Origin of the sequence: Pseudomonas caspiana (genome assembly GCF_040224095.2) — a bacterium.
Lineage (GTDB): Bacteria > Pseudomonadota > Gammaproteobacteria > Pseudomonadales > Pseudomonadaceae > Aquipseudomonas > Aquipseudomonas caspiana.
Window position 1 is genome coordinate 566058 of sequence record NZ_CP167995.1, and the last position, 26917, is coordinate 592974.

20 protein-coding genes and 1 pseudogene are annotated in these 26917 nt (G+C 57.7%); 8 read left to right on the forward strand and 13 right to left on the reverse strand.

All coding sequences use genetic code 11. The annotated features are described in order from the left end of the window. Positions 1 to 246: 246 nt before the first annotated feature. The 4 genes and pseudogenes from ABRP31_RS02620 to ABRP31_RS02635 form a co-directional block, all read right to left on the reverse strand. Complete coding sequence (locus ABRP31_RS02620; RefSeq protein ID WP_372489415.1) at positions 247 to 1110, reverse strand: methyl-accepting chemotaxis protein; 864 nt, start codon at positions 1108 to 1110, stop codon at positions 247 to 249. Next, positions 1102 to 2166 (reverse strand): annotated as a pseudogene (locus tag ABRP31_RS02625) (methyl-accepting chemotaxis protein); the annotation flags it as partial. The gene ABRP31_RS02620 and the pseudogene ABRP31_RS02625, both read right to left, overlap by 9 nt. Before the next feature lie 271 nt (positions 2167 to 2437). Continuing rightward, positions 2438 to 4327, reverse strand: a complete 1890-nt coding sequence (locus ABRP31_RS02630) for a methyl-accepting chemotaxis protein (RefSeq protein ID WP_372489416.1) — start codon at positions 4325 to 4327, stop codon at positions 2438 to 2440. A 395-nt stretch (positions 4328 to 4722) separates the two neighbouring features. Beyond that, positions 4723 to 5067, reverse strand: a complete 345-nt coding sequence (locus tag ABRP31_RS02635) for a hypothetical protein (protein WP_349972433.1) — start codon at positions 5065 to 5067, stop codon at positions 4723 to 4725. Between the two features lie 296 nt (positions 5068 to 5363). Here ABRP31_RS02635 and ABRP31_RS02640 point away from each other — a divergent pair, with 296 nt between their 5' ends. Together ABRP31_RS02640 and ABRP31_RS02645 are read left to right on the forward strand one after the other, a co-directional pair. Beyond that, positions 5364 to 7994, forward strand: a complete 2631-nt coding sequence (locus tag ABRP31_RS02640) for an EAL domain-containing protein (protein WP_349972435.1) — start codon at positions 5364 to 5366, stop codon at positions 7992 to 7994. 166 nt (positions 7995 to 8160) lie between these two features. After that, on the forward strand, positions 8161 to 10101 hold the full coding sequence (locus tag ABRP31_RS02645) for an EAL domain-containing protein (protein ID WP_349972437.1): 1941 nt from the start codon (positions 8161 to 8163) through the stop codon (positions 10099 to 10101). Between the two features lie 81 nt (positions 10102 to 10182). Here the strand turns inward: ABRP31_RS02645 and ABRP31_RS02650 are convergent, their stop codons facing one another. After that, positions 10183 to 11130: a LysR family transcriptional regulator gene (locus ABRP31_RS02650; protein ID WP_349972439.1), complete on the reverse strand. Its 948-nt coding sequence runs from the start codon at positions 11128 to 11130 to the stop codon at positions 10183 to 10185. A 372-nt stretch (positions 11131 to 11502) separates the two neighbouring features. On the opposite strand from ABRP31_RS02650, the gene ABRP31_RS02655 reads away from it, so the two are divergent. The 3 genes from ABRP31_RS02655 (at position 11503) to mmsB (ending at position 15451) form a co-directional block, all read left to right on the forward strand. Next, positions 11503 to 12831, forward strand: coding sequence for an MFS transporter (locus tag ABRP31_RS02655; RefSeq protein WP_349972440.1), 1329 nt, complete (start codon positions 11503 to 11505; stop codon positions 12829 to 12831). Between the two features lie 36 nt (positions 12832 to 12867). Beyond that, entirely contained in the window at positions 12868 to 14394 is a 1527-nt protein-coding gene (locus ABRP31_RS02660; RefSeq protein ID WP_349972441.1) for a CoA-acylating methylmalonate-semialdehyde dehydrogenase, read from the forward strand. Positions 14395 to 14563: 169 nt separating this feature from the next. Beyond that, positions 14564 to 15451 (forward strand): 3-hydroxyisobutyrate dehydrogenase, encoded by an 888-nt coding sequence (mmsB, locus tag ABRP31_RS02665; protein WP_349972442.1) that lies wholly within the window; start codon positions 14564 to 14566, stop codon positions 15449 to 15451. A gap of 151 nt (positions 15452 to 15602) precedes the next feature. Here mmsB and ABRP31_RS02670 read toward each other — a convergent pair whose 3' ends face one another. The 7 genes from ABRP31_RS02670 to argH all read right to left on the reverse strand — a co-directional run bounded on the left by ABRP31_RS02670 (position 15603) and on the right by argH (position 22868). Beyond that, the gene (locus ABRP31_RS02670; RefSeq protein ID WP_349971438.1) at positions 15603 to 16964 is read right to left on the reverse strand and encodes an MmgE/PrpD family protein; all 1362 of its coding nucleotides are present in this window, start codon (positions 16962 to 16964) and stop codon (positions 15603 to 15605) included. A 131-nt stretch (positions 16965 to 17095) separates the two neighbouring features. After that, on the reverse strand, positions 17096 to 17998 hold the full coding sequence (locus tag ABRP31_RS02675) for a polysaccharide deacetylase (protein WP_349971437.1): 903 nt from the start codon (positions 17996 to 17998) through the stop codon (positions 17096 to 17098). Next, entirely contained in the window at positions 17991 to 18839 is an 849-nt protein-coding gene (locus tag ABRP31_RS02680; RefSeq protein ID WP_349971436.1) for a polysaccharide deacetylase, read from the reverse strand. Before ABRP31_RS02680 ends, ABRP31_RS02675 begins: the two co-directional genes overlap by 8 nt. 59 nt (positions 18840 to 18898) lie before the next feature. After that, positions 18899 to 19735, reverse strand: coding sequence for an ABC transporter substrate-binding protein (locus ABRP31_RS02685; protein WP_372489325.1), 837 nt, complete (start codon positions 19733 to 19735; stop codon positions 18899 to 18901). A gap of 28 nt (positions 19736 to 19763) precedes the next feature. Then, on the reverse strand, positions 19764 to 20528 hold the full coding sequence (locus tag ABRP31_RS02690) for an amino acid ABC transporter ATP-binding protein (RefSeq protein WP_087266654.1): 765 nt from the start codon (positions 20526 to 20528) through the stop codon (positions 19764 to 19766). Positions 20529 to 20546: 18 nt separating this feature from the next. Next, entirely contained in the window at positions 20547 to 21422 is an 876-nt protein-coding gene (locus tag ABRP31_RS02695) for an amino acid ABC transporter permease (RefSeq protein WP_087266652.1), read from the reverse strand. A gap of 18 nt (positions 21423 to 21440) precedes the next feature. Further along, positions 21441 to 22868 (reverse strand): argininosuccinate lyase, encoded by a 1428-nt coding sequence (gene argH / locus ABRP31_RS02700; RefSeq protein ID WP_087266650.1) that lies wholly within the window; start codon positions 22866 to 22868, stop codon positions 21441 to 21443. Between the two features lie 233 nt (positions 22869 to 23101). On the opposite strand from argH, the gene ABRP31_RS02705 reads away from it, so the two are divergent. Then, on the forward strand, positions 23102 to 24016 hold the full coding sequence (locus ABRP31_RS02705) for a LysR family transcriptional regulator (protein WP_349971434.1): 915 nt from the start codon (positions 23102 to 23104) through the stop codon (positions 24014 to 24016). Between the two features lie 73 nt (positions 24017 to 24089). Here ABRP31_RS02705 and ABRP31_RS02710 read toward each other — a convergent pair whose 3' ends face one another. Beyond that, the gene (locus ABRP31_RS02710) at positions 24090 to 25061 is read right to left on the reverse strand and encodes a LysR family transcriptional regulator (protein WP_087266645.1); all 972 of its coding nucleotides are present in this window, start codon (positions 25059 to 25061) and stop codon (positions 24090 to 24092) included. A gap of 120 nt (positions 25062 to 25181) precedes the next feature. Between ABRP31_RS02710 and ABRP31_RS02715 the strand changes: the two genes are divergently transcribed. Together ABRP31_RS02715 and ABRP31_RS02720 are read left to right on the forward strand one after the other, a co-directional pair. Further along, positions 25182 to 25958: a class II aldolase/adducin family protein gene (locus ABRP31_RS02715; RefSeq protein ID WP_349971433.1), complete on the forward strand. Its 777-nt coding sequence runs from the start codon at positions 25182 to 25184 to the stop codon at positions 25956 to 25958. Continuing rightward, complete coding sequence (locus ABRP31_RS02720; protein ID WP_349971432.1) at positions 25955 to 26881, forward strand: glyoxylate/hydroxypyruvate reductase A; 927 nt, start codon at positions 25955 to 25957, stop codon at positions 26879 to 26881. The genes ABRP31_RS02715 and ABRP31_RS02720 overlap by 4 nt, the downstream gene beginning before the upstream one ends. Positions 26882 to 26917 lie beyond the last annotated feature (36 nt).

Below are 26917 nucleotides of genomic sequence, written 5' to 3' on the forward strand. Positions count from 1 at the left end.
GTAGTTGCTCCAGATCGGTTAGTTGTTAACTCGGTATGGAGGCAATGCTACGCCGCTGGGATTTAATGAGAACTCAATGCGATTGCTACCGATCATTGCTCAAATTGATAGTCGCAAAAGTTGATGTTTTTCAATGCATAACACCGCGAGCGGGACTTCTGCGGGACCGGATTGAAGACGGTACAACCGACAAAACTGTGTCGGCTGTACCGGCCTTCCCGGATACATACGGTGCCACTGACTGGGTTAAATCCTGAAATGACTCACCATCGTCTGTAACTGATTACCCAACCGCGCCAACTCAACGCTGGACGCTGCGGTTTCCTCACTGGCCGAAGCGGTCTGCTCGGAGATGTCACGTACGCTGATGATGCTGCGGCTGATCTCTTCGGCGACTGAGCTTTGCTGCTCGGCAGCCGCAGCGATCTGCTGGTTCATGGCCTGAATGCTGGAAACCGTCTGGGTAATGCTGCCCAGCGAAGTACCGGCTTTGCGGGTCAGGGCGACGCTGCTGTCGGTCAGTTCGCGGCTGCTGAGCATGATGCTGGACACTTGGCGGGTGCCGTTTTGCAGTCCGCTGACCAGGTTTTCGATTTCTTCGGTGGATTGCTGGGTCCGTTGCGCCAAGCCACGAACTTCGTCGGCCACGACGGCAAATCCACGACCGGCTTCACCTGCTCGCGCGGCTTCAATGGCGGCGTTGAGGGCCAGCAGGTTGGTTTGTTCGGCAACGGCCTTGATCACGTCCATGACCTTGCCGATCTTGTCGCTTTCCTGTTCCAGTTGAGTCATCGCGTCGGCGGAACGCACCACTTCAGTGGCCAGGCGTTCGATTTGTGCAATGGCTTCACCAACAACTTTGTCACCCGCGCGGGCTTCGCTGTCGGCTGCCGAGGCAGCCTGAGAAGCTTGCTCTGCGTTGCGGGCAACTTCCTGAACCGTGGCCGACATTTCGTTCATGGCGGTGGCAACCTGATCGGTCTCGACCTTCTGGCTGTTAACCCCAGCGCTGGTCTGTTCGGTCACTGCGGAAAGTTCTTCGGCAGCGCTGGCGATCTGTGTGACGCCATCACGAATACCGCCGATCAAGTCGCGCAGCGTGCTGCCCATGCGTTGAATACCTTGCTGCAATTCGCCCAATTCATCGCGACGGGTTACGACGGCGCTGTGTGTGAGATCACCGGAAGCAATGCGCTCGACCACGTTAAGGGTGTCTCGCAGCGGACGGTTAATCTGTTGAGTGATGACTGCTGCCGCAAGTGTGCCCAATACCAGCGCCAATAGTGTGCAGGTGATTTGCAGCGTGCGCGCCTGACTGGTGTTCTGTTCGCGAGCATTGAGCTGGAAATCGTACATTGCGTCACTGGCCTGAGTGATCGCGCGCCCTTGCTCAAGGGTTTCTTTCGTGGCTTCGGTGATATCCGCGTTGGCTGCAGTAAAGCGCTGCACAGCGGCGCGGTAGCCGATCAACGAAGTTTCGAGCTGCTTGAGCTTGTCGCCATGTTTAGTGCCGAATGTAGCGTTGAGCTGCTCCATGCCTTGGAGTGCCGTCTCGAGCTGACGGAAAGCGTTGTCCTTGGTGGTCGTCGTTGCGTTACCGGTATAACCGCGGACTTCATAGCGCACCAGCGCCAGGTTTTCCTTGGCCTTCATGATGTCCTGATAGGCCGCGAAGCGCTCATCGCCGGAAGGCATCTGCATCACGTCATCCAGAATCTGTCCAATCAGCTCCGCACCCTTGACGGCATACACACCCATCTCTTTACGTACGGCAGCGTCGGTTTTGTAAGCCTCGCGCATCTTGCTCAGCGACTTCTGATAATCAGCGGTCAAGCTGTTGATCTTCTGCAGGCTGCCCAGGTTGGTTGCGCTGGCAAACACTGTTGCGAGACGCTTTTGTTGCGCGTCGAACTCATCCAGTGCGGTTTGTGCCACGGCCGCGCTTTTCTCGTCGCCCTTATCCACTACATATTGCAAGCGAGCGGAGTTCACGTCGTCCAGCAGTGCATTGAGTTGCGTGATGTCGACCATCCTGTCGCTGCGCTCGATGAGCTTGCTGACGCTGCTCCAGCCAGTCGCGGCAAGCACGGCAGTCAGAATCAGCACGATGCCGAAGCCCAGCGCCAGTTTCATTTTGACGCTGATATTTGCAAACCATGTATTCATGACTCTCCTTGGAATTCTTGCCAGAGCTGGAGCTAGGAAGGTAGCGACCGCGATGAGCGGACAACGCTGATCGCTGAATAGGGCGATAGCCTGAAACAAATTGATATATATGAATGTATGAATACCAAATAAATATGGCTGTTGGCCACCATTTTTTTGGCGTCATTTTATCGGTGGGCGGAGGAGGGTCTTGTAAAAATGTGCTTCAGAAACGCTCAAGCCCGGTAGTTAGCCGGGCTTGAGGTGTATTGCGAGGCGCTGGCCTGGACGGTCAGACCTTGAAGTGGCTGACCAGCATTTGCAGCTGATTGCCCAGGCGGGCGAGTTCAACGCTGGACGCAGCGGTTTCTTCGCTGGCAGAAGCGGTCTGCTCGGAAACATCGCGCACGTTGATGATGCTGCGGCTGATTTCTTCAGCGACTGCACTCTGTTCTTCCGCTGCCGCAGCGATTTGCTGGTTCATCGCCTGAATGTTGGAAACCGTCAGCGTGATGCTTTCCAGTGATGTACCGGCTTTGCGGGTCAGGGTCACGCTGCTTTCAGTCAATTCGCGACTGCTCAGCATGATGCTCGAAACCTGACGCGTACCGTTCTGCAAGCCGGCGACCAGCGATTCGATTTCTTCGGTAGATTTTTGTGTACGCTGCGCAAGGCCGCGTACTTCATCAGCCACTACCGCAAAACCACGACCGGCTTCACCGGCACGTGCCGCTTCGATCGCAGCGTTGAGCGCCAGCAGGTTGGTTTGCTCGGCAACAGCCTTGATCACATCCATGACCTTGCCGATCTTGTCGCTTTCCTGCTCAAGCTGGGTCATCGCGTCTGTGGAGCGGACGACTTCAGCGGCCAGGCGCTCGATCTGCACAATGGCCTCACCGACGACTTTGTCACCGTCACGGGCTTCTTTATCTGCTGCGGAGGCTGCTTGCGAAGCCTGTTCAGCGTTACGCGCAACTTCCTGCACCGTGGCCGACATCTCGTGCATGGCGGTAGCCACCTGATCAGTCTCGACCTTCTGACTGTTCACGCCTGCGCTGGTTTGCTCGGTGACGGCAGACAGTTCTTCGGCGGCGCTGGCAATCTGCACAACGCTGTCACGAATATTGCCGATCAGGTCGCGCAGCGTTGTACCCATGCGCTGAATGCCTTGTTGCAGCTCGCCCAGTTCGTCGCGACGCGTCACGACCATCGTGTGCGACAGGTCGCCGGAGCCAATGCGCTCTACAACTTCCAGGGTTTCTTTCAGGGGACGAGTAATCTGGCGAGTGATGATCACTGCCGCGAACACGCCCAGAATCAGAGCCAGGAAGGTGCAAATCAACTGCATGTTGCGTGCTTCGGAGCTTTCGATGTCACGACGTTCCAATTGGATTTTGTACATGTCATCGCTGAGCTTGACGATGGTCGCGCCCTGGGTCGTCATGTTTTTGCGCAATACAGCCAGGTTACCGATGGTGGTCTTGAACCCCAGCAGCGAGGTGCGGTACTCACTCAGTTCGGCTTCCAGTTGTTTGAGACGGTCAGCTTGTGCGCCACTGAAAGTCGACTGAGTGGCTTGCAGGCCTTTGATCGCATTTTCGATCTGGCTCAGCGCCTTTTGCTCATTTTCAGGTGTGGTATTGCCGGTGTAGCCACGCGTCTCGTAGCGCGCGAGCATCAGGTCCTGTTTGACCTTGCTGATGGCTTGATACTGTTCGAAGCGGCGCTCATCTTCTGCGCCCAGGGTCAACACATCGGCGTAAAGCTGATCGACCAGCGCGTTGCCTTTATCGGCGTGGACGCCCATTGCCTCGCGTGCGCTGTTAGTGGCTTTGTAACCAGCGCGCATTTCGGCGAGGCCTTTTTCGTATTCGGCAATAACAGTGCTCAATTGTTTTAAGAGCTCTATGTTTGCAGGGCTCTTGAAGCTTTTCAGCAGTTTTTCCTGCTGCGCTTTAAAACCGTCCAGCGCGACCTGAACGGTCTGAGCCACGGTGTCGTCACCGTCGGCCACCATGTATTGCAGGCGCGCCACCCGCAGCTTGGTCAACTGGGCATTGAGCTCGGTGATGTCGCTCATCCAGTTGCTGCGGTCAATGAGTTTACTCAGGCTGTTCCAGCCAGTCAGAGCGAGAAAGGCAGTAAAAATAAGCACCAGCCCAAAACCGAGGGCGAGCTTCATGTTGACGCTGATATTGGCAAACCAGCTGTTCATTGTGTTTCTCCACGAATGTTTTGCTTTGAAGATCATTCACAGCCGGAGCGTTGTTTTTTTTGGCGGCGAGGCATCTGTACAACACCCTATCGGCAATGGTTTGCGAAGCTGAATGGCCGATGGTCAAAAAGTAGCGCACAGTTTCAAGCAGTTGTTTGATCAGCTGTTTTAATCGGGGAAAGTATAAGTGGAGGTCGGACATCATATTTGTGTAGATAATTGTTATACCAATGATTGGATCCAATTATTTACAGGACGCTCATCTTGATTATGCAGGTTATATATCCCGATAAACGGAAAGGCTTTATGACAGGCAAAATTAAGCCCGGCAATAGCCGGGCTGTTTGAAGAGCAGAGTGTAATCAGCTCAGACGATTTGCACCCACGTGATCAGCACCATCAGCAGCTACACGGTTTGCACCGACGTGGTCCGCACCATCAGCAGCTACACGGTTTGCACCCACGTGATCAGCGCCATCAGCAGCTACACGGTTTGCACCGACGCGATCAGCACCATCAGCAGCCAGGCGGCTTGCACCGACGTTGGTATGAGCAGTGCCACCTTCAGCTACGACAATAGTGGCCGGAGTTGGGTCGATCAGGTTGGTGTTGTCATTGCCTGGAAGGCTTGGCAACTGTGGGGAAGCGAAAACACTTGAAGCCAGAACGGAGAAGGTAAGGCCGAAGATCAGTTGTGAAGTTTTCATGATTGTTGCTCCAGATCGGTTAGTTGTTAACTCGGTATGGAGGCAATGCTACGCCGCTGGGATTTAATGAGAACTCAATGCGATTGCTACCCATCATTGGCGAAATTGATAGTTGAAAATGCTCCTCAAGGATCTCCCGTTCGGGTCGATTCATGAGGGGGGCAGTTTCGATACTTTTCCCGAGACAGTGGTCACTGCCAAGGTGGTTGCGCAGCCATTATGAGATCTGAATCATTTTTTGCGGTTCTTGCTTCATATCCGGATCCTCTTTATCGCCGCAAAACGAGGGGCAGCATGTGCATGACGCCCAAATAAAAGTGAGTCGTTTCAAGGGCTCATACAGCACCTTCATATTGCCTGTTGGAGTGCTGGTCATTGGCGCATTGCTTTCCTTTGGGCTGGGAGCACTGGATAACGCGCGTCAACGAGACACTGAGCGGGCCGCTGTCGCGCTGCAACTCAGCAGCCTGGGCACCCGATTGGCGGAGCGTGTGCGCTTTGCTTTCAGTGGTACTGAAGGCATCGCGCAGCTCATCAGCATCGATGGCAGTATTTCACCGCAGCATTTCAGGCGCATGGCCCAAAGCGCAATCGAGGCCGTTCCCTACATTCGCCACATTGTCATCGCCCCTGATGACGTCATTGTGGATACGTACCCTCTGGCGGGTAACGAGGGCATCATCGGCCTGGACTATCGAACCCGGCCGAACCAGTTCCCACTGATCGAAAAGGCCCGCCGTTCAGCCACGGCGTTGCTGGCCGGGCCGGTGGCCTTGTATCAGGGCGGCCGGGAAGTGATTTATCGCCGTCCGGTTTTCCTGTCAGCCCATTCCGAGCGCGACGCCTACTGGGGCCTTGTTTCGGTGGTCGCCGGTACCGAGGCGTTGCTGAAGGCCGGGGGGCTTGAAGAGGAGGAGGGGCTGACAGTCGCGCTGCGTGGTCAGGATGGGCTGGGCGCCGAGGGCGCAATGATCTACGGCGACTCAGCGTTATTCGACGGTGCCCCGGTTGTGGTCGACGTGAGTATTCCCGGTGGCTACTGGCAACTGGCAGCGCAACCGAGGCGTGGCTGGTCAACGCCTTCAGTCATCGACTCCTCGCTTTTTCTTCTCGCGATATCCACGTCGCTGCTGTTGAGTCTCTTCATTTTTCAGGCAAGCCTGAACCATCGGCTGATTCGTCGGCGCAATGCTGATTTGCGCAAGGAGATTGCCGAGCGAGAGTTCATTTCGTCTTCGCTGATGCAAAGCGAGGATCGCTTTCGCACATTGTTCGAGCGTTCTCCTGATCCGATCTGGATCAGGGGCCAGGACGGACGAATCAATCTGGGTAACTCTGCGGGGCTTCGAGCCTTGGGATTCAAGGGGCCGGAATTCCCGAGTGTCACGGTGGCGGATATATCCCCTGAATTCCAGCCTGACGGGCAGTCTTCGGTAGACAAGGCCGCTGCCCTGCGAATCGAAGTCGAGCGTGAGGGGTCATTGCGTTTCGAGTGGGATCACAAGCGTGTGGATGGCAGTGTGTTCCCGACCGAGGTGACGTTATGCACCATACAACTGGCGCATGAGCTGGTGACCTACGCGGTCGTGCGCGATATCACTGCCCGCAAAGAGGCTGAACGAGGGCTTGAATACCTCGCCCATTTCGACTCGGTGACCGGGCTGCCCAATCGGGTGCTGTTCCACAAGCAGTTGATTGAGGGTATTGACCAGGCCAGACATCAGAACAACTGCATGGCCGTGCTCATGCTGGACCTGGATGGTTTCAAGCTGGTCAATGACAGCCTCGGCCACCCCATGGGGGATCTGTTGTTGCAGCACGCGACCCATCGCTTTGTCGACGCAGTACGGCAGGGGGATGTTGTCGCTCGGTTGGGGGGAGATGAATTCGGCTTCATCCTCGATGGGCTTGAATGCGAGGCGGACGTCGTTCCGGTGGTGGGGAAAATCCTGGCGGCGCTGCAGCAGCCGTTTTTCCTCGATGGCACTGCCGCGTTAGTGACCGCCAGTATCGGTGTCACGCTGTACCCACAAAACGGTGCGACGGCCCAGGCATTGCTGACCCAGGCGGATACGGCGATGTACGCAGCCAAAGAAGCCGGTCGAAATGACTTCTGTTTTTATCAGTCGCATATGACCACGCAGATTCAGGCTCGAGTCGCTCTGGAAGCTGCCATAAGGCAGGCACTTGAGCGTAATGAATTCGAGGTCTGGTACCAGTCCAAGCTCGATTTGAACACCGGCAAGGTCGCTGGCGCAGAAGCCTTGATTCGTTGGCGTAGCCCTACACTGGGGTTGGTATCGCCGGCGGACTTCATCCCTCTGGCAGAGCGCACCGGCTTGATCGTGTCGATCGGCCATTGGCTTCTGGACCATGTATGCAGCCAGGTCCGGCGTTGGCGGGACAGTGGATTGTTCACCCAGCACGTAGCCATCAACGTGGCAGTGCTGCAAATAGAACGCGGCGATTTTGTCGAAGATGTCCGGCTGGCGTTGCAGCGCTATGAGCTGCCCGCTCAGGCATTGGAAATTGAAGTCACCGAAAGCCTGGTCATGAATCGAAAGGAGTTGGCGCATACGGTGCTGAGCCAATTACGCAGCATGGGTTTGACCGTTGCTGTCGATGATTTCGGCACCGGCTACTCGTCGCTGGCCTATCTGAAAGACTTGCCCATCGACAATCTGAAGATTGATCGCACGTTCATTTCCGGCCTGCCGCATGACAAGGCTTACGTCGCCATTACCCAAGCCGTCATCGAGTTGGGGCACGCCCTGGGCTTTACCGTCACCGCCGAGGGTATCGAAACGCAGGAGCAACTGGCGTTCCTGCGCAACGCCGGTTGTGACACTGGCCAAGGGTACTTGATCAGCCGACCGGTGCCTGTGGATGAGTTCGAGGCATTGCTGGCAGTCACCGACGCAACTTGAAATCATGATCTACAATCAAATAGCCACCATTCATCGGAAGGTGTTCATAATCCTGCGCACCGGCCGACACGAATGAGTAAGCGCACTGTCCATTGATGCACTTGGCCCCAACTGGAACGGATATCTGGTCGGCTTATAACTGGATGAACTTTCAGAGCCACGCCTGATGAAAAAAACGTTGCTCGCCAATTTGCGAGCGCTCATGTCCGTGCCTCACGACAACCCCGGCTTGGTCAAAGCCCAATACATCGCGTTGTCTCGGCAACTGCCGATGATGTACTTCATCCTGCTGATCAATACGCTGGTGCTGGCGGGTACTCACTATTCCGCGGCACCGCCCTGGCTGGCGGTCTACTGCCCGCTGATCATGACTCTGTTCGGCGTTATCCGTGCGGCAGAATGGTGGCGTACGCGCAATCGCATACCCAGCCCGGCACAGATGCTTGCCGCTCTGAAACGCACTAATCGCCTGGCTCCATTTGTGGCCGCAGGCTTTACCGCCTGGTCGCTGGCGCTGTTTCCTTATGGCGACAGTTATGGGCAGGCCCATGTTGCGTTTTATATGGCGATTACGGTGATCGGCTGCATCTTTTGCATGATGCATTTGCTTCCGGCGGCGCTGGCGACCACGGTTGTGGTGAACACTGCATTCGTGGTGTTTTTCGCTTCGACCAACAACATCACGTTTATTGCCACCGCAATCGACGTCCTGCTGGTCTCCATTGCGATGCTCACGATTCTCAAGGCCCAGTACGGGGACTTCACGCGTTTGGTGAACATGCAGGCCAGTACCGAAAGGCTGAGTAACGAGAACCGCCGTCTTGCCAACATGGACAGCCTGACCGGCCTAGCCAACCGTCGACAGTTTTTTTCTCAACTGGAAGCTTTGCTGGCAAACGCGCGGGCTCAGGATGTGCGTCTGGCGGTAGGTTTAATCGACCTCGATGGCTTTAAACCGGTCAATGACCTTTACGGGCACAGTATTGGCGACAAACTGCTGTATCAGGTGGGTCAGCGTTTGACTGGGTTGCTCGATGATGGCGTGCACCTGGCCCGACTGGGCGGGGATGAATTCGCATTGATCATGACAGACGCCAAAAGCGACGAGCAGTTGCGGGCCTTTGGTGAACGGGTCTGCGCGCAAATGCGTGAGCCTTTCACACTGGTGGATATTCCGATCCAGATCAGCGCATCGATGGGCATCGCGACTTTTCCGGATCTGGCAGCCAGCGAAACTGAAGTGTACGAGTACGCCGATTACGCGCTGTATCAAAGCAAGCGCAACCGGCCGGGTACAGTCTGCATGTTCTCCGCCGAGCATCGTCAGCAACTCAGCCGACAAGGGCTGACTGAGCAAGCGCTGCGCAGGGCGAACCTGCATGAAGAGTTTCACGTGGTCTTCCAGCCTATCGTCGACATTCACAGCCAGCGAACCATAGCGTTCGAGGCCCTGGCGCGTTGGCAGAGCCCTGAATTGGGGAATGTGCCGCCCAGTGAGTTCATCCCCATCGCCGAACGCATCGGTATGGTTAACCGTCTGACAGTGCCGCTGCTGAGCAAGGCGTTGCACGCCGCCGCGTCCTGGCCTGCCGGTACTCGCTTGTCATTCAATCTCTCCGCCCATGACTGTGGTTCAGAAGAGGCTGCGCAAGTGATCGTTCAGGTCATAAAGGACAGCGGGTTCGCCCCTTCGTATCTGGATCTGGAAATCACCGAGACGGCCGTTATTCAGGACCTGGCCCAGACTCAACGGGCCATCGCTCTTTTCCGCAGCCTGGGCTGTGGTATTTCCCTGGACGACTTCGGCACCGGGTACTCGAGCCTGAGCCAGATTCACGCGCTGTCGCTGACTAAACTCAAGGTCGACCGTACCTTCGTCACCGACATCCACCTCAACCCGGCAAGCTTCAAAATCGTCAAATCGCTGATCGCCCTGTGCCAGGACATGCAGCTCGAATGCATCGTCGAAGGGGTAGAAACCGAGGCAGAGCTGTCCGCGCTGAAAAGCCTGGGCTGCATGTCCGCGCAGGGCTATCTGTTCTCACGGCCGATTCCACTGGAAGAGATTGGGGGCTGGTTCGAGCACGAGCAGGTTTCTGCGGCCTGATTTGAAGGCCTCTGTAGGAGCTGGCGGCGTGTCAGGCAAAATGCTTCGCAGCCTTCGGTAGCTCCTACGGGGGGAGTATTGCTATCCCGCAAACTTCACCTCCCGCGAACTACCCAGCAGCAACCCCTGATTCAACTCCGTCACCTCCCGAATGTAATCCCACAACACCGTAATCCGCTTGAGCTTGCGCAGGTCCTCGCGGCAGTACATCCAGAAATGCCTTGTGATGTTCACTTCATCTGCCAACACCGGTATCAACCGTGAATCCTGAGCGGCAAGAAAGCACGGCAAAATCGCCACCGCACGGCCTTGCAGCGCAGCGAGGTACTGGGCGATGACGCTGGTGCTGCGCAGTTGTGCTTGCGCGCCGGGCAGCAAGTTGCTGAGGTAAAGCAGCTCCGAGCTGAAGGCCAGGTCGTCTACGTAACTGATGAATTTATGTTCGGCCAGGTCAGCGGAGCTGTTGAGCGGTGCGTGGTTGTCCAGGTATTCCTGAGTCGCGTACAGCCGCAGGTTGTAGTCGCACAATTTGCAGCACACATAAGGCCCGTGCTCCGGTCGCTCCAGGGCAATGACGATATCGGCTTCGCGTTTGGACAGGCTGATGAAGTGCGGCAGCGGCAGGATATCCACCGAGATATCGGGGTAGTCATCCAGGAAGTGGCTGAGCTGCGGCGTGATAAAAAAACTGCCGAAGCCTTCGGTACAGCCGATGCGGATATGCCCGGATAACGCCAGGCCTGATCCCGAAACCTGCTCGCAAGCCAGATGCAGCGTGCTTTCAATGGACTCCGCATAACCCAGCAATCGCTGGCCTTCGGCGGTCAGGATGAAACCGTTGCCACGCGATTTCTCGAACAGCAGCGTGCCTAGCGAATTTTCCAGCGACGTAATGCGCCGCGACACGGTGGTGTAATCCACTGCGAGTCGTTTGGCGGCGCTGCTGACCTTGCGGGTACGGGCCACCTCAAGGAAAAACTTCAGGTCATCCCAGTTCAGAGCGCTCCGGGAGGTGATGTTTTTTTGCATGTTGATCCTGCTTTTATGTGCGTTCTTGTTAGAAGTTTGCACATCTATACTCCGATGCAGCCGGTAAACACAGAGCCTGTTGGCAGCGCCTCAGATTTCCGTTGCTGCTGACGCCACTGCGTCTTGTAGCAAACATTGAACCTGTAGGAGCGCACGAGCATCGCGAGGCCGCGATAGCGGTGTATCAGGCAGGACGCCATCGCTGCCTCGCGGTGCTCGTCAGCTCCTACGGGAACAGGTTTAAACCGGAGGTTTGTATTTGTTTAAAGGGGTCAACAGCAGGATCAAATTGCCCTGAACCGTAGCTACAAAATCCCAGGCAACACCCCACGACATAACACCCTGCACAACAATAAATAAGCGGAGGAGTTTATGAAGGATGCACTCACGGCGGACGCTGGCGCACTCGATGCCCGGCCCGCGAAAAAAGCCAAATCCTATCGTCTTGCCGGTGCCGCGAGCATGGCGGGCACGACCATTGAGTGGTACGACTTTTTCCTGTACGGCACGGCTGCCGCGCTGATCTTCAACAAAATCTTTTTCCCTGCACTGGACCCGATCACCGGCGTTCTGGCGGCATTTGCCACCTACGCTGTGGGCTTTCTCGGGCGGCCGCTGGGCGGGATCATTTTTGGGCATTTCGGCGACCGCATCGGGCGCAAGTCCATGCTGCTGATGACCCTGATGATGATGGGGATTCCGACCATCATCATTGGCCTGATCCCCACCTATGAACAGATCGGCTATTGGGCGGCGCTGATTCTGGTAGTCATGCGTTTTCTGCAAGGCATGGCCGTAGGTGGCGAGTGGGGCGGTGCCGTCTTGATGGCCGTCGAACATGCACCCGAAGGCAAAAAAGGCTTTTACGGCAGCCTGCCGCAAACCGGTGTGGGCGCAGGCCTTGTGCTGGCAACACTGGCCATGGGAATGGTCGCCAAACTGCCCGAAGAAGACATGCTCAGTTGGGGCTGGCGCCTGCCGTTCATTGCCAGCATCGTGCTGCTCGGCGTGGGCTGGCTGATTCGCCTGAAAGTGCCGGAATCGCCGGATTTCGAAAAGCTCAAGAAAGACAAAATCGCAGTCAAGGTGCCGTTGCTCAAGGTGCTGCGTGAACACCCACGGGAAACCCTGACGATCATTGGCGCGCGCACTGCCGAGAACGCCTGGTTCTACATGTCGGTGACCTTCGCCCTGGCCTACGCGGCCAATCAACTGCAGATCCCCCGTGCCGACGTCCTCAACGCGATTACTGCGGGTGCAGCGCTGTCACTGATCACCATGCCGTTCTGCGGCTACCTCTCGGACAAGGTCGGCCAGCGTCGTTTGTACTTCGCCGGCTTGCTACTGCTGTGCGCGTTCGCCTACCCGTTCTTCGCCATGCTCGGCACCCGCGAACCGCTGTTGGTCTGGTGGGCGATGGTGTTGGCGGTGGGCGTGGTGTTCCCCATTCTGTATGCGCCGGAATCACTGCTGTTTGCCCGACAGTTCCCGGCAGAAATCCGCTACAGCGGCATCTCGGTGTCGGTGCAATTGGCGGGGGTATTGGGCGGCGGGTTCGCGCCGATGATCGCCACCAAACTACTGGCTTACGCCGACGGCAGCCCGCATTACGTGATCGTTTATCTGGTGGGCATGGGCGTTGTGGCGTTGGTCTGCACGGCGCTGATGAAGCGTGATCCGCCCCGGATCAAGGCGTCCTGACTGAGAGCTGAATAATTGTTTGATTAGGAGATTTCGATGAACGCTTCCCCGAATAAAAAGGACAACACCGTGGATCGAGTCAAACTGCTGATCGATGGCGAATGGGTTGAATCGCAAAGCGCCGAATGGCACGACATCATCAACCCGGCGACCCAGCAAGTGCTGGCTCAGGTGCCGTTTGCCACATCCGGTGAAGTCGATGCCGCCGTGGCCGCCGCGCAGAAAGCGTTTCAGACCTGGCGTCATACGCCGATTGGTGCACGGATGCGCATCATGCTCAAGTTGCAGGCGTTGATTCGTGAACACTCGTCGCGCATTGCGGCAGTGCTAAGCGCCGAACAGGGCAAGACCATCGCGGATGCCGAGGGCGATATCTTTCGCGGTCTGGAAGTGGTGGAACACGCCTGTTCCATTGGCAGCCTGCAAATGGGCGAGTTCTCCGAGAACGTTGCGGGTGGTGTTGATACCTATACCTTGCGCCAACCCTTGGGTGTCTGCGCAGGCATCACACCGTTCAACTTCCCGGCAATGATCCCGTTATGGATGTTCCCGATGGCCATTGCCTGCGGTAATACCTTCGTGCTCAAGCCTTCCGAGCAGGACCCGATGTCGACCATGTTGCTGGTTGAACTGGCCGTTGAGGCGGGCGTTCCGCCGGGCGTGCTTAACGTGGTGCATGGCGGTAAAGAGGTCGTGGATGCCATTTGCACCCACAAGGACATCAAAGCCGTGTCCTTTGTTGGCTCTACCGCCGTCGGCACTCACGTCTACAACCTGGCCGGTCAACACGGTAAGCGCGTGCAGTCGATGATGGGCGCCAAAAACCATGCGGTGGTGCTGCCCGATGCTAATCGTCAGCAAACCCTGAATGCCTTGGTCGGTGCCGGTTTCGGCGCTGCGGGTCAACGTTGCATGGCCACTTCAGTGGTCGTACTGGTCGGTGCCGCGAAGCAGTGGCTGCCGGACCTCAAAGCGCTGGCGCAGCAGCTCAAGGTCAATGCCGGCAGCGAAGCGGGCACCGATGTCGGGCCAGTGATTTCCAGGCGCGCCAAACAGCGGATTCTGGACCTGATCGAAAGCGGCGTGCGCGAAGGCGCGAAGCTGGAACTGGATGGCCGCGACATCAAGGTGCCGGGTTTTGAAGATGGCAACTTTGTCGGGCCGACGCTGTTCTCCGGCGTCACCACCGACATGCAGATCTACACCCAGGAAATCTTCGGGCCTGTATTGGTGGTGCTGGAAGTCGACACCCTCGATCAAGCCATCGCGCTGGTCAATGCCAATCCGTTTGGCAACGGCACCGGCCTGTTCACCCAGAGCGGTGCGGCGGCGCGCAAGTTTCAGAGTGAAATCGACGTTGGGCAAGTGGGGATCAACATCCCGATTCCAGTGCCCGTGCCATTCTTCAGCTTCACCGGTTCACGCGGCTCTAAACTCGGCGACCTCGGCCCGTACGGCAAACAGGTGGTGCAGTTCTACACACAGACCAAGACCGTCACCAGTCGCTGGTTTGATGACGACAGCGTTAACGACGGGGTGAATACCACCATAAGTTTGAAATAGTGCTGACAGGGCATCGCGGTGCTGCTGACACAACTCAATCCCTGTGGGAGCTGGGCTTGCCCGCGATGCATAAGACGCGGCCAGACGACATACCGCGTTATCGTTTATCGCAAGCAAGCTCGGCCCCCACAATAGATTGCGGTGAGTTTGAAACACAAGGAGAACAACAATGAAAATCGCCTTCATCGGCTTGGGTAACATGGGCGCGCCGATGGCCCGTAATCTGCTCAAGGCTGGGCATCAGCTGCACCTGTTCGACCTCAACACCACCATCCTCAATGAGCTGGCTGCTTTGGGCGGGCGCATCAGCGAATCGCCTAAACATGCCGCTCAGGGTGCTGAACTGGTGATCACTATGCTGCCCGCCGCCGCTCACGTGCGCAGCGTTTACCTGGGGGATGACGGCGTGCTCGCAGGCATCGGTTCCGGCGTCCCGGCTGTGGATTGCAGCACCATCGACCCGCAAACCATTCGCGACGTTGCAGCCATCGCGGCGAAGCAAGGCGTGAGCCTCGGTGATGCGCCGGTTTCGGGCGGCACCGGTGGTGCGCAAGCGGGCACTCTGACGTTCATGGTGGGTGCCAGCGACAAGCATTTCGAAACGCTTAAACCGGTGCTGGCGCAGATGGGCAAGAACATCGTCCACTGCGGGGACATCGGCACCGGGCAGATCGCCAAAATCTGCAACAACATGCTGCTGGGGATCACCATGATCGGCGTCGCAGAAGCCATGGCGCTGGGAGACACGTTGGGCATCGACACCGAAGTGCTGGCGAAAATCATCAACACCTCGACCGGTCGCTGCTGGAGTTCAGAGATCTACAACCCATGGCCAGGCATCGTCGATACCGCGCCTGCTTCGCGAGGTTATACCGGCGGTTTTGGTGCCGAGTTGATGCTCAAGGATCTGGGCCTGGCGACCGAAGCGGCGCGCGTCGCCCATCAACCGGTGATCCTCGGCGCGGTGGCGCAACAGCTCTATCAAGCGATGAGCCTGCGCGGCGAAGGCGGCAAGGATTTCTCGGCGATTGTTGAGGGGTATCGCAAGAAGGTATGAAACTGATGCTATTCAATGTGGGAGCAGAGCTTGCTCGCGATAAGGTTGGACGCGGTTCACTTTAGATCGCGTCAACCTTATCGCGAGCAAGCTCTGCTCCCACAGATGGTTGCATCCCAGCCCTAGATCGTTAAGCGCAGCATGGTTCGCCTCAAGGCGCGCGCAACAAATCCAGCATCTCCTGCAGATCATTAATGTGCTGCAGGTTCAAACACAGTTCGCCCAAGTGTTCGGCCTGTATGGCGGGCAGGGCGCGGGTGGCCAGCGAGCTGTATTTCGCCCACAGTTCGCCATCGCCGATGGGGTTCAGCGGGCCGCCCAAAGGAGTTTTGATTTGCAGGGTAGCGCTGCGTCCATCGTCGCTGAGGAGGGTGAGATGCGGTTCATCCAGCGGCGCGAGGGACGTATCGACCTGCATCTGAATCTTCTGCATAAAACCCGACACGGCGGGTGATGTGCGCTTTTTCTCTTCGTACGCATCCAGCCCCGCGTTACCCAGCATGCAGCGCACCGCTAACGCATAGGGCAAGCTCATTTGTGCGGCGGCCAGTGTCTGCGTGTCGATCCCCGCGCACATGTCTACAAGAAAGGCGCTGGCGTTGACCTGGATGGAGGCGACTTGATCGGCGTTGATCTGCATCTCGCTCAGCAACTGGCCAATGGCATCGATGGCCGAGTGAGTGCCACGGCATGCCGCATACGGTTTGATCGAACAACGAGCCAGCTTCCAGACCACGCCGAGATCTTCGGTCAGCGCCTGAGGTTGGGCCGTGTCGCGAGCGAGTGTGCGCAGGAATCCGCCCCACACGTCGTCGAATACCTGTGTCGGCCCGGTGATGCCTTCACGCGCCAGCAACGCCGCCAGCACACCGCCCTCGGCCGGGCGTCCGGCATGGAGTTTCTTGCTGTCAGCACCGTCGTGGATAAACGCCCACAAACCGCCACTCATGCTCGCCGCCAGACCCAGCGTCGAGCCGGTCTGTTGCTCGTCCAGTTTGAGCAAGCGAGCGCAGGCCGCCGCTGCGCCGAATACGCCGCAGGTCCCGGTTGAATGCCAGCCTGCTTCGTTGTGTGGGGAATACCCGCCACAGGCTTCCAGTACCCGGCGCGCCACGTCGTAACCGAGCACCATGGCGGTGAGTAATTCCTGGCCGTCGGGCATTGGCTCGCACAAGGGCAGTATTGCCAGCATGGCCGGAACGACGACTGCGCCTGAGTGATCGCAGCCACCGGAATCATCCAGCTCCAGCGCATGCGCCGCGATGCCATTGATCAACGCTGCGTTGCGCGCCGACAAGCCGTAATCCGCGCCCCAGATCACCGACGCACCTTCTGCCTCGCTGGCATTCATCGCTCGCAACGCATTCTGGGTCAGTGGTGCTTGCGACCCGGCCAGCGCCGCGCCCAGCGTGTCGAGCAGATGCTGCTTGGCTTTGACGACCAGCGATTCGGGCAGCTCATCGAATGAGGTGCGGCAGATGAATTGGCTGAGGGTTGCGACGGCGTTGGTCATAAAGAGAGGCTCATAAGTGCACGTTACCGCGATTTCTGTAGGAGCTGCCGAAGGCTGCGATGGCTTTTTCCTGACCCACCCATTCGCAGCCTTCGGCAGCTCCTACAGGATCAATGTCAGGCGTCAGATTGTCAGGCGTTCTGGACTTTGTTGTGCCGCTCAAACACCGCAGCCGGGTGATCTTCCGGCACCTTGCTGTGATTCCCACTCCACCAGTCCGCGACTTCCTCCGCCGTGGCGAACCACACGTCCGGTTGCGCCTTGAGCCAGGTCAGCAGCTCCAGCAGCAAACCACTGCGGCCCACGGTGCCGAGGGTTTCGGGATGCAGGCGCAGCACGTAGCACAGGCCGAAACGGTGGAAGCCATTGAAGTCATGCTGCCAGTTTTTCAGCACCTCGGCACTGGAACCAATGCGCGCCTGGCTGACCGGCACTGCAGGCGCGAGGTTAAAGGCGAAATACGGCTCGTCCTCCAGTTCGCAATGCAGTGGCAGCTCAACTAACGGTGCCGAATCAATCTGACTCGCCGGGTGCAAGTACGGCAGGTCATCGCCAGACCACGACGAAGACCACGCGATATTTTCTGCACGCAAGGCATCAACAAAGCCTGGCGCATAACTGCCCGCGGGCGCTCGAAAGCCGCTGGGACGCTGACCGGTCATTTCGGCAATCACTTGGCAGCCTTGTTTCAGAGACGCGTGTTGCCCAGCTAAATCCAGTGTTGAAAAGTCTTCATGGCGATATCCCGCGCAGGCGATCTCGTGGCCTGCGGCATGAATGGCCTGAATCACTTGCGGGTTCTCTTCGGCAACAATGCCGGGAATGCACCAGGTCGATGGCAGGTTCTGATCAGCCAGAATTTCCAGTACCCGCTGTACGCCGCGTGTGGTGCCGTAGCGCCAGACCGACAGGCTCTTATCGCGCCCGGCAATCGCCGGGACCTGAGTCAGAATGCCGTGAATGTCGTTGTAATCAAACGTGATGACTACCGCGCAACGGTAAGGCGCGGGCCAGACAGACCTGGATTCAGTCATGGCGATGCTCCTTGAGCCAGAAGGTGGCGACGTCGTTGCAGGTCGCAAACCAGACGTCCGGATGACTGTGCATGTGCTCCAGAAAACCCTCCAGAATCCCGATGCGTCCCGGCTTGCCGCTGATCTTGGGATGGAACAGCGTGGTCATGCACAGACCTTCGCGATAGGTGCCGTCGAACTCGCGACACCAGTTGTCCAGCGTCTGGTCATAACTGGCGATGCGGTCCAGCCCGGCCGGGTAATTCGGCGCACGGGTGTAGGCCAGCGAGGCGTAGTCGTCCAGTTCCCAACGGCCGGGGATTTCCACCAGTCCGTTTGGCTGGCCGGGGACTTCGATGAAGTAAGGGCGGTCATCGCCGCGCATGCTGCTGGAGTAAGTCACGCCGCAGTCCATGAGCAAGGCGGGTGTTTCGCTGTGCCAGTCGCCCGAAGGCGTGCGGAAACCCGTGGCAGTGATGCCCAGGTAACGCTTGAAAATGTCGGCGCTGATCTTCATGACCTCGCGCTGGGCTTGCAGGTCCAGGGCGAAAAACGATTCATGACGATAGCCGTGATATGCCACCTCGTGGCCGTGTTCGATGATTGCCTGACACTGTTTTGGCCAGTTCTCCACGACCCAGGCCGGGACAAAAAACGTCGCCGGTGTCGCGTGGGCTTTGAGCATGTCCAGCAAACGTGGCAATGCGCGATAGGGGCCGTAGCCGCCGAAGGTGAAGTATTCCGGTTTCTGCCAGATCGAGCCGTCGAGCATGGCGGCACCGGTCGGGCCGTCCAGATCGAAGGCCAGGGCGACACTGGCGCGGGCGTTGTTCGGCCAGCGCAGATCGTTAGAGGCAAACATGGGGAGTCTCCGCCAGTGTGAATATCACCCGCCCGGTCCCTGGGCGAGTGCAAGCCTGCTTACTTGGCGCCGTTCAGGACAGCTTGTTCGACTGCGCCGTTCTTGAGCTGCCACTTGCCCAGGATCTGCTCGTAAGTACCGTCTTTGATCATGTCGTTGAGGGTCGCGATGATCGCTGTGCTCAACTCGGCGTTGTGTTTGGCGACGCCCAGACCGGTCAATTGACGAGACAATGGCTCACCGATCACTTTGAACACACCAGGCTCCTGGCCCTGAATGTACGGCAGGGTTTCGCTGCCTTGCACGGCGGCGTCCAGACGCGACTGGCGCAGTTGCGCACGGGCATCGGCGCTGCCTTCGGTGCCAACCACAGTGATTGCCGGTTTGCCGATGGCAACGCAGTTCACTTCACTCCACTTGGCGATTTCCACCGGGAATGTCGTACGGCGGCTGGTGCCGATTTTCTTGCCGCACATGTCCGCGGTGGTGTTCAAATCCTTCTGGGATTCGAGGGTGTAGAACTGCGGGCCGGTGCTGAAGTAATCAACGAAGTCCACGGTCTGCTGGCGCTCAGGGGTATCAGTCATGCCCGACAGCACGATGTCGATGCGGTTGGTTGCCAGGCCGCTGACCATTTGTTCGAAAGCGGTTTCCTGCCACTTGATCTCGACACCCAGACGCTTGGCGATTTCGGTGCCCAGGTCGTAATCGACGCCGGTCAGTTTGCCGGTGGCCGGATCCTTGAAGTCCATCGGTGGATAGTTCGGGGCGATGCCGGCGGTAATGTAGCCCTTGTCCTTGATGGATTTTGGCAACACGTGAGTGTCGGCTGCCCAGCTCGAAACCGAAATCAGAGCGGACAGTACGGCGGTAGCGGTAAGCGCGAAAGTTTTCAAATCGGACATCCTCAGCAAGGGTTTGAGTTCAGTTCAAAACGGCAGCGATAAAATCCTGGGTGCGTGGGTTGCGCGGGTTCATCAGCACGTCTTCCGGTGCACCCGTCTCTATGATTTGCCCCGCATCCATAAACACCACGCGGTTAGCCACTTCCCGGGCAAAGCCCAGTTCGTGGGTGACCACGATCATGGTCATGCCGCTTTTGGCCAGGTCACGCATGACCGAGAGCACTTCACCTACCAGCTCGGGGTCGAGGGCCGAAGTCGGCTCATCGAACAACATCAGCTTGGGACGCATGGCTAATGCGCGAGCGATGGCGACACGTTGTTGCTGACCACCCGAAAGCTCGATGGGATACGCATTGGCCTTGGCTTCCAGGCCTACTCGCTTGAGCAGTTCCATGGCCAGTTCCCGACAATCTTCGATGGGCTGGCGCAACACCTGCGAGGGCCCTTCAATGATGTTTTCCAGTACCGTCATGTGTGCGAACAGGTTGAATCGCTGGAACACCATGCCGGTCTTGAGCCGCTGCTTTGCGATCTGTACGTCGCTCAGCTCAACCAGTTTGTGGCCGTCGGTACGGAAACCGAGAATTTCTTCATCCACCCACAAGCCGCCTGCGTCGACCTTTTCCAGCTGGTTGATGCAACGCAGCAGGGTGCTTTTGCCGGACCCCGACGGGCCGATGATGCACAGCACTTCGCCGTGGGGGATTTCCAGATTCACGTTCTTGAGCGCCTGGAAGTCGCCGAAGAACTTGTTGACGTCTACTGCTTTGACGATGTTCAACATGGTTGCGCCTCCTGAGGCTCAGTTACGTTTGCCAGCGCCGCGGGCGAAGCGTTTTTCCAGTCGGCTCTGACCAAACGTCAGGATGGTCACGACCGCCAGATACCAGATGCCTGCCACGATCAGCAGCTCCATGACGCGGGCGTTGGCGTAGTAAATGTTCTGTGCGTTGTGCAGCAGTTCCGAGTACTGAATGACGCTGGCCAGGCTGGTCATTTTCACCATGCCGATGAACTCGTTGCTGACCGGCGGGATGATGATGCGCATGGCCTGCGGCAGGATGATGCGGCGCAGTGCTTGCAGACGCGGCATGCCGATGGACTTGGCGGCTTCGTACTGACCGCTGTCCACTGAGAGCAGACCGGCACGCACCACTTCGGCGGTGTAGGCGCCCTGATTGATGCCAAGCCCCAGCAGTGCAGCGGCAAACGGCGTGATCACTTCAACGGTCTTGAACTCGAACAGACCGGGGATGCCCAGTGTCGGGAAGATCAACGCCAGGTTGAACCACAGCAGCAATTGCAGGATCAGCGGCGTACCGCGAAACAGCCAGGTGTAACCTTGCGCCACATAGCGCAACAGCGGGTTCTGCGACATGCGCATCACCGCCACGATCACCCCGAGTACCACGCCCAGCGCCATCGCCAGGATCGACATGATGATGGTGTTCAACAGGCCGAACATGATCGATTCGGCGGTCAGAAACTGCCGTACGAAACCCCATTCGATATTGCCGTTGATAAAGGCGTGAACCAGCCCGATCAACAGCACCACGATCAGTGTCGCGGCGGCGTAACGACCGTAGTAACGACGTGGCACGACCTTGTAGGTCGAGATGTCGTACTTGGCCGCGAGTGAAGCGCGCTCGGCGCTGGCTGAAGCTTGAGGCTTTGACATGGAATACCCTCCGTTGAATCAGCCGCGTGGACCCGCGTAGTCGAGTGCCCATTTTTCCTGTGCGACCAGTTGCTGCTTGAAGCGCTCGATCTGCTCGGCCACCCGTACCGGCGAAGTACCGCCCCAACCACTGCGTGCGGCCAATGCTGCTTCCAGCGTCAGCGCATCGAGCACTTGCGGCGTAAGGCGCGAATCAGTCGCCGCCAGTTGCTGGGTGGTGAGTTCTTCCAGGCCGATATTGTTTTCTTCGCAGAGCTGCACCAGCTTGCCGGTGATCTCGTGCGCCTCTTTGAAAGGCACGCCGCGCACGGCCAGCCAGTCAGCCACTTCGGTGGCGAGGGTGAAGCCCAGTGGTGCCTGACGCAGCAATTCGTCAGCACGCACTTTCATGGTCTGGACCATGCCCGCGAAGGCAGGCAGCACCAGATGCACGGTTTCCAGGCTGTCGAGAATCGCGTGTTTGTCTTCGCTCAAATCGCGGTTGTAAGACAGCGGCTGAGCCTTGAGCACGGCCAGAATGCCGGTCAGGCTGCCGATCAATCGGCCTGACTTACCACGGGCCAGTTCGGCGATATCCGGGTTCTTTTTCTGCGGCATGATCGAGCTGCCGGTGGCGTAACCGTCGTCCAGTTCGACCCAGCGGAACTGACGGGAAGTCCACAGGCAAAACTCTTCGGCCAGTCGCGAAATGTTAATGCCCAGCATGCTGCTGCAGAACAGGAATTCAGCGACATGGTCGCGGCTGGCGACGGCGTCGATGGAGTTTTCGCACGGGCCGCTGTAGCCCATCTCGGCGGCTGAACGTTGCGGGTCGCGAGCGATGGCTGAACCCGCCAGTGCGGCTGCGCCCAGTGGCGACAGGTTGAAACGGGTGTCCCAGTCCTGCAGGCGCTGGATGTCACGGTGAATCGCCTGGGCATGGGCCATCAGGTGGTGGGCGAACACAATCGGTTGCGCCTGTTGCAGATGAGTGAAGCCCGGCGCGATGGTGTTGATGTGTTGCTCGGCTTGCGAGACCAGTGCCTTCTGCAATTCGAGAATCGCCAGGGTCATGACCCGCACCTGATCACGCAGGAACAGCCGCATGTCATTGGCCGACTGATCGTTGCGTGAACGGCCGGCGCGCAGTTTGCCGCCCAGAGTGCCGAGGCGTTCAGTCAGCAGGCGCTCGATGAAAGTGTGCACGTCTTCATCCGCAGCGATTGGCTCGATGCTGCCTGCGGCGAAGTCCACATCAATGGTGCGCAAGGCTTCAATGATGCGTGCGGTTTCGTCGGCATCCAGCAGGCCGGCACGGTTCAATTCATTGGCATGTGCCTTGGAGCCCGCGATGTCATACGGCGTCAGGCGAAAGTAGGCGCGCGGTGAGCGGGACAGGTTGGCCATGGCTTCAGCAGGGCCGGTCTTGAAACGTGCGCCCCAAAGGCGATCAGTGGCGTCAGACATGTAAATTCTCCGTTGGCACGTTGATTGCTCCACCCTGAACAACAGCGTGTTGTGCGATATGAACTGCGATGTGAAGATCGCAGGGCGAGCAAGGAATAAGTGGTCTTACACTTAACGTTGAATCGATCAATGGAGAGGGATGCTAGAAAAAACCAACGCGCGGGGAAATGTTTTAAATGGCAAGTCAACTTACTGAAACTGGAAACCTGCCAAAAAGAAGTGGTGAAGCGGCGATGTCAATGGCCAGCGCCATGGACTTGAAACTCTTCAAGGTTTTTAGGGCAGTGGTTGAAGCGGGGGGATTTACCGCAGCACAGGTAGAACTGAATATCAGCCTGGCGGCAATCAGTAAGCAGATATCGGATCTTGAAATTAGACTGGGCATGCGCCTATGTACGCGAGGGCGGGAAAAGTTCTGCCTGACCGAACAAGGCAAGATCATTTACGACGCCAGTCTTGACCTGTTCATGGCGCTGGATAACTTTCGTGACCGCCTCGGTAATGTGCGTGGCGAGTTGCTCGGCGATTTGAACATCGCCGTCATCGATAACACCGTTTCAGACCCTGATTCGCCTTTGGTTGATGCCCTGAAAGCCCTGCAAATAAAGGCCCCCAAGGCAAAGGTACGGCTCAATGTGGCGCCTTTGGACGAGATCGAACAAGGCATCCTCAAAGGCCGTTTTGCAGTAGGCATCGTACCCGTTTACAGCGGTAAAGATGAATTTCAAGTCATGCCGCTGTACGACGAAGTGTCAGAGCTTTACTGCTCGAACAGCCATCCATTTTTTGCCATGAACGATGAAAGTGTCGATGAGAAGTGCCTGGCAGAAGCCGAATTTGTCGAGCACGCTTATGCCGTTCATGCGGGTAAGTCGACATTGATGAGTCAGCGTGAAGTGACTGCCGTGGCCACTCAGGTTGAAGCCGTGGCGATCATGATAAAGACCGGACGTTATCTGGGTTACTTACCGGTTCATTGGGCCAGAAGTTATGTCGAGCGGGGCGAAATGCGCTCTATAAAGAGGCAGAAATTTGCCATAGCCACACCGGTGAAACTGTTGTACAAGCAACAGGTTCCACGCAACCCGTTATTGGATGTTTTTCTCGAAATAATGCAGGAAAGTTCCACTGCTAATAACCAGAACTAATAAGTAATCAACTAATGCGCGCTACCGGTGCATGTTACGGAAGTACCCGGTCAGCGTGCACCGGAACGGAACATTAAGGCGCAGACTGCCCGTCAGTGGTGGTTTCGCGCAAGCGCTGAAGGAACACCGATTCGGCTTTGGTCAGGCGTTGCTCCACATTCCATAGCAGGTTGATATCCACCGAACCCACGCCTTCCTCAGGCGGCAAGCGCCACAAACGGCCAGCCGCTAATTCGCCTTGGCAGATGTGTTGCGGCAGGCATGCGATGCCAAAGCCGGCCAGCACCAGACGCAAGACTTCCTGGGTATTGGCAGACGAGGCGACGATTTGTCCGGTGAGTTTATGCAGGTCGCGAAACTCGGCCAGGGACGACAGCGTGCCGCCCAGCAAATCCCCGGTGAAAATAATCAGCTGCTCGTTGCGCAGGTCGGCGAGGCTTAAATCTTTACGCCCATATAAAGGGTGCTCGTCGCTGCAATAGAACGCGTAGTGCTCTTGAGTCAGGCATTGCTGGCCGAGCCAGGCGGGAGCGGTGCGGTTGACTGCCAGGCCGAAGCTGGCGGTTTTCTGAGACAGCGAACTGAGGATTGCGTCGCTGGATTGCACGTCGATTTCCAGGGTGATACCGGGATAGTCACGGTGCAGTTGCGAAAGAAATTTATCGTAGGCCGGGCAGCGAATGCCGCTCACCGTCAGCATTCGCACCTTGCCCACCACCTGATCGCTGCTGCGTTCGAGAGCTGCGTCCAGTTGCGTGAAATGGCTCTGCACTTCCGCCGCTACGCGCAGTGTTTCAATGCCCGACTGGGTCAACAGAAAACGCGGCCCACGGCGTTCTATCAGCGCTGCGCCAAGCTGCTCTTCAAGACGTTTGATTGCCTGGCTGACGGCGGGCTGAGACAAGTGCAAGCGTGCGGCGGCGCGACTGATACTCAGCTCCTGCGCGACCACTTGAAAGGTACGCAACAGATTCCAGTCCAGTCGCTCGCCCAACGGTCGCGAAGAGGGGCGGGGAATGGCTACCGGGCTAGTCGATTGAGTCACTGCACAGCCTTTATTGGTGAAAAAAATAATGAATATAAGCAATGGCGAATTGAACTGCTTTGCCCTTTGCTCTTAAAAAGGCTGCACAAATTGCGCCATGACCTTTTGATGGAACCCATGATGTCCGCTTTCGCCAGCCACGATCAGCTACCGCCGCACATGCCCGAGACCGAACGCAAAGCACGCTGCGAACTCGCTGCGCTCTACCGTTTGCTGGCTCACTACCGCATGACCGACCTGATCGATACGCATATTTCCCTGCGGCTGCCGGGCGACAGCGGCCACTTTCTGATCAACCGCTATGGCACGCTGTTCGAGCGCATGAGCGCCAGCACGCTGGTGAAGATTGATAGCGAGGGTAACGTCGTCGACGAGTTTTATCCCGAGCACCGCGTCAACCGTGCGGGCTTCGTGATCCATTCTGCGATTCATGCGGCGCGCCCCGATGCGCATTGTGTGATTCATACCCATACGGCGGCCGGTATGGCAGTGGCGGCGCAACGCGCAGGTTTGCTGCCGTTGAGTCAGCACGCGCTGAAGTTCTATAACCGCCTGAGTTATCACACCTATGAAGGCATCGCGTTGGACCTCGCCGAGCGCGCGCGTCTAGTGGCCGATCTGGGCAATACCAATGCGATGATTCTGCGTAATCACGGCCTGCTGGTCGCAGGTGGTTCGGCGGCCGAAGCGTTCTCGAATATCTACTTCCTGGAGCGCGCCTGTCAGGCGCAGGTTCAGGCGCTGGCCGGTGGAGTCGAACTCGTACAACCCGACCCACAAGTCTGTGAGCACACCGCACAGCAGTTCGAAGCCGACGACAGCGACGGTATTACCGAACTGGCCTGGGAAGCGGCCTTGGAACTGATCGCCAGCCAGCGTAACGAGTACTGCTCATGAAGCCTCTGGTGTTGCTTGGAACGGGCGGTGGATTGGGCCGTGTTCGTGAAAATCTGCTGGCGCTGGATTCGTCGCTGACGATTCTGCGGCCCGGCGAGGCCGGTGCGCAGGAGGCCGACGTTGCACTCTGTTGGAATCCTTCACCGGGTGATTTGGGGATGTTCCCCAACTTGCGTCTGATTCACTCGATTGCTGCCGGTGCTGACCAGATCTTCAAGGATCCGAGTCGGCCCGCGCATGTTCCGGTCTGCCGAATTATCGATCCAGACCATCGGCTGGGCATGATCGAGTACGTGTTGTGGGGTGTTCTGCACTACCACCGTGGCTTTGATCAGATGCTGCAAAATCAGGCCCGCGTAGTTTGGCATCGCCCCGGGCAACAACCTGCCAAGCAAACCAGAGTGGGCGTTATGGGGCTTGGGGAGTTGGGGCGCGCCGTTGCGGTGCAACTGGCCGGGCTGGGGTTCGATACACGCGGCTGGGCCCGCCGTGCGCAGCAAGTTGAAGGGGTTAAAACTTTTCAATTGGCTGAATTCAATGAGTTTTTGCAGGATTTGGACATCTTGGTCTGTTTATTGCCTCTTACCACGGAGACAGTCGGCATTCTGAATAGCGAGACCTTCGCGCCCATGACGAAAGGCTCGGTGATCATCAACTGCGGTCGTGGCGAACACCTGCGCCGTGACGACTTGTTAGCCGCGCTGGACAGCGGTCAATTGCGTGGCGCTTTGCTGGATGTATTCGAGCAGGAACCCTTACCCACGGACGACTCATTCTGGCGCCATCCGCAGATATGCGTGACGCCGCACATTGCTTCATCCGCTTCCTACGAAGTGATAGCTGAACAGATTCTGGGAAACCTGAAGCGCCTTGATGCGGATTTACCCTTGGCGAATCAGGTGAACCCGGAACAGGGCTACTAGGGAGAGTAGTAACAAACCAGACCTGGAGTGGGGGGC

Coding starts and splice junctions, on each gene's coding strand:
- ABRP31_RS02620 (WP_372489415.1), bottom strand. CDS start 1,110: ATGGGCAGCACGCTGCGCGACTTGATCGGCGGTATTCGTGATGGCGTC.
- ABRP31_RS02630 (WP_372489416.1), bottom strand. CDS start 4,327: ATGAAGCTCGCCCTCGGTTTTGGGCTGGTGCTTATTTTTACTGCCTTT.
- ABRP31_RS02635 (WP_349972433.1), bottom strand. CDS start 5,067: ATGAAAACTTCACAACTGATCTTCGGCCTTACCTTCTCCGTTCTGGCT.
- ABRP31_RS02645 (WP_349972437.1), top strand. CDS start 8,161: ATGAAAAAAACGTTGCTCGCCAATTTGCGAGCGCTCATGTCCGTGCCT.
- ABRP31_RS02650 (WP_349972439.1), bottom strand. CDS start 11,130: ATGCAAAAAAACATCACCTCCCGGAGCGCTCTGAACTGGGATGACCTG.
- ABRP31_RS02655 (WP_349972440.1), top strand. CDS start 11,503: ATGAAGGATGCACTCACGGCGGACGCTGGCGCACTCGATGCCCGGCCC.
- ABRP31_RS02660 (WP_349972441.1), top strand. CDS start 12,868: ATGAACGCTTCCCCGAATAAAAAGGACAACACCGTGGATCGAGTCAAA.
- mmsB (WP_349972442.1), top strand. CDS start 14,564: ATGAAAATCGCCTTCATCGGCTTGGGTAACATGGGCGCGCCGATGGCC.
- ABRP31_RS02670 (WP_349971438.1), bottom strand. CDS start 16,964: ATGACCAACGCCGTCGCAACCCTCAGCCAATTCATCTGCCGCACCTCA.
- ABRP31_RS02675 (WP_349971437.1), bottom strand. CDS start 17,998: ATGACTGAATCCAGGTCTGTCTGGCCCGCGCCTTACCGTTGCGCGGTA.
- ABRP31_RS02680 (WP_349971436.1), bottom strand. CDS start 18,839: ATGTTTGCCTCTAACGATCTGCGCTGGCCGAACAACGCCCGCGCCAGT.
- ABRP31_RS02690 (WP_087266654.1), bottom strand. CDS start 20,528: ATGTTGAACATCGTCAAAGCAGTAGACGTCAACAAGTTCTTCGGCGAC.
- ABRP31_RS02695 (WP_087266652.1), bottom strand. CDS start 21,422: ATGTCAAAGCCTCAAGCTTCAGCCAGCGCCGAGCGCGCTTCACTCGCG.
- argH (WP_087266650.1), bottom strand. CDS start 22,868: ATGTCTGACGCCACTGATCGCCTTTGGGGCGCACGTTTCAAGACCGGC.
- ABRP31_RS02705 (WP_349971434.1), top strand. CDS start 23,102: ATGTCAATGGCCAGCGCCATGGACTTGAAACTCTTCAAGGTTTTTAGG.
- ABRP31_RS02715 (WP_349971433.1), top strand. CDS start 25,182: ATGTCCGCTTTCGCCAGCCACGATCAGCTACCGCCGCACATGCCCGAG.
- ABRP31_RS02720 (WP_349971432.1), top strand. CDS start 25,955: ATGAAGCCTCTGGTGTTGCTTGGAACGGGCGGTGGATTGGGCCGTGTT.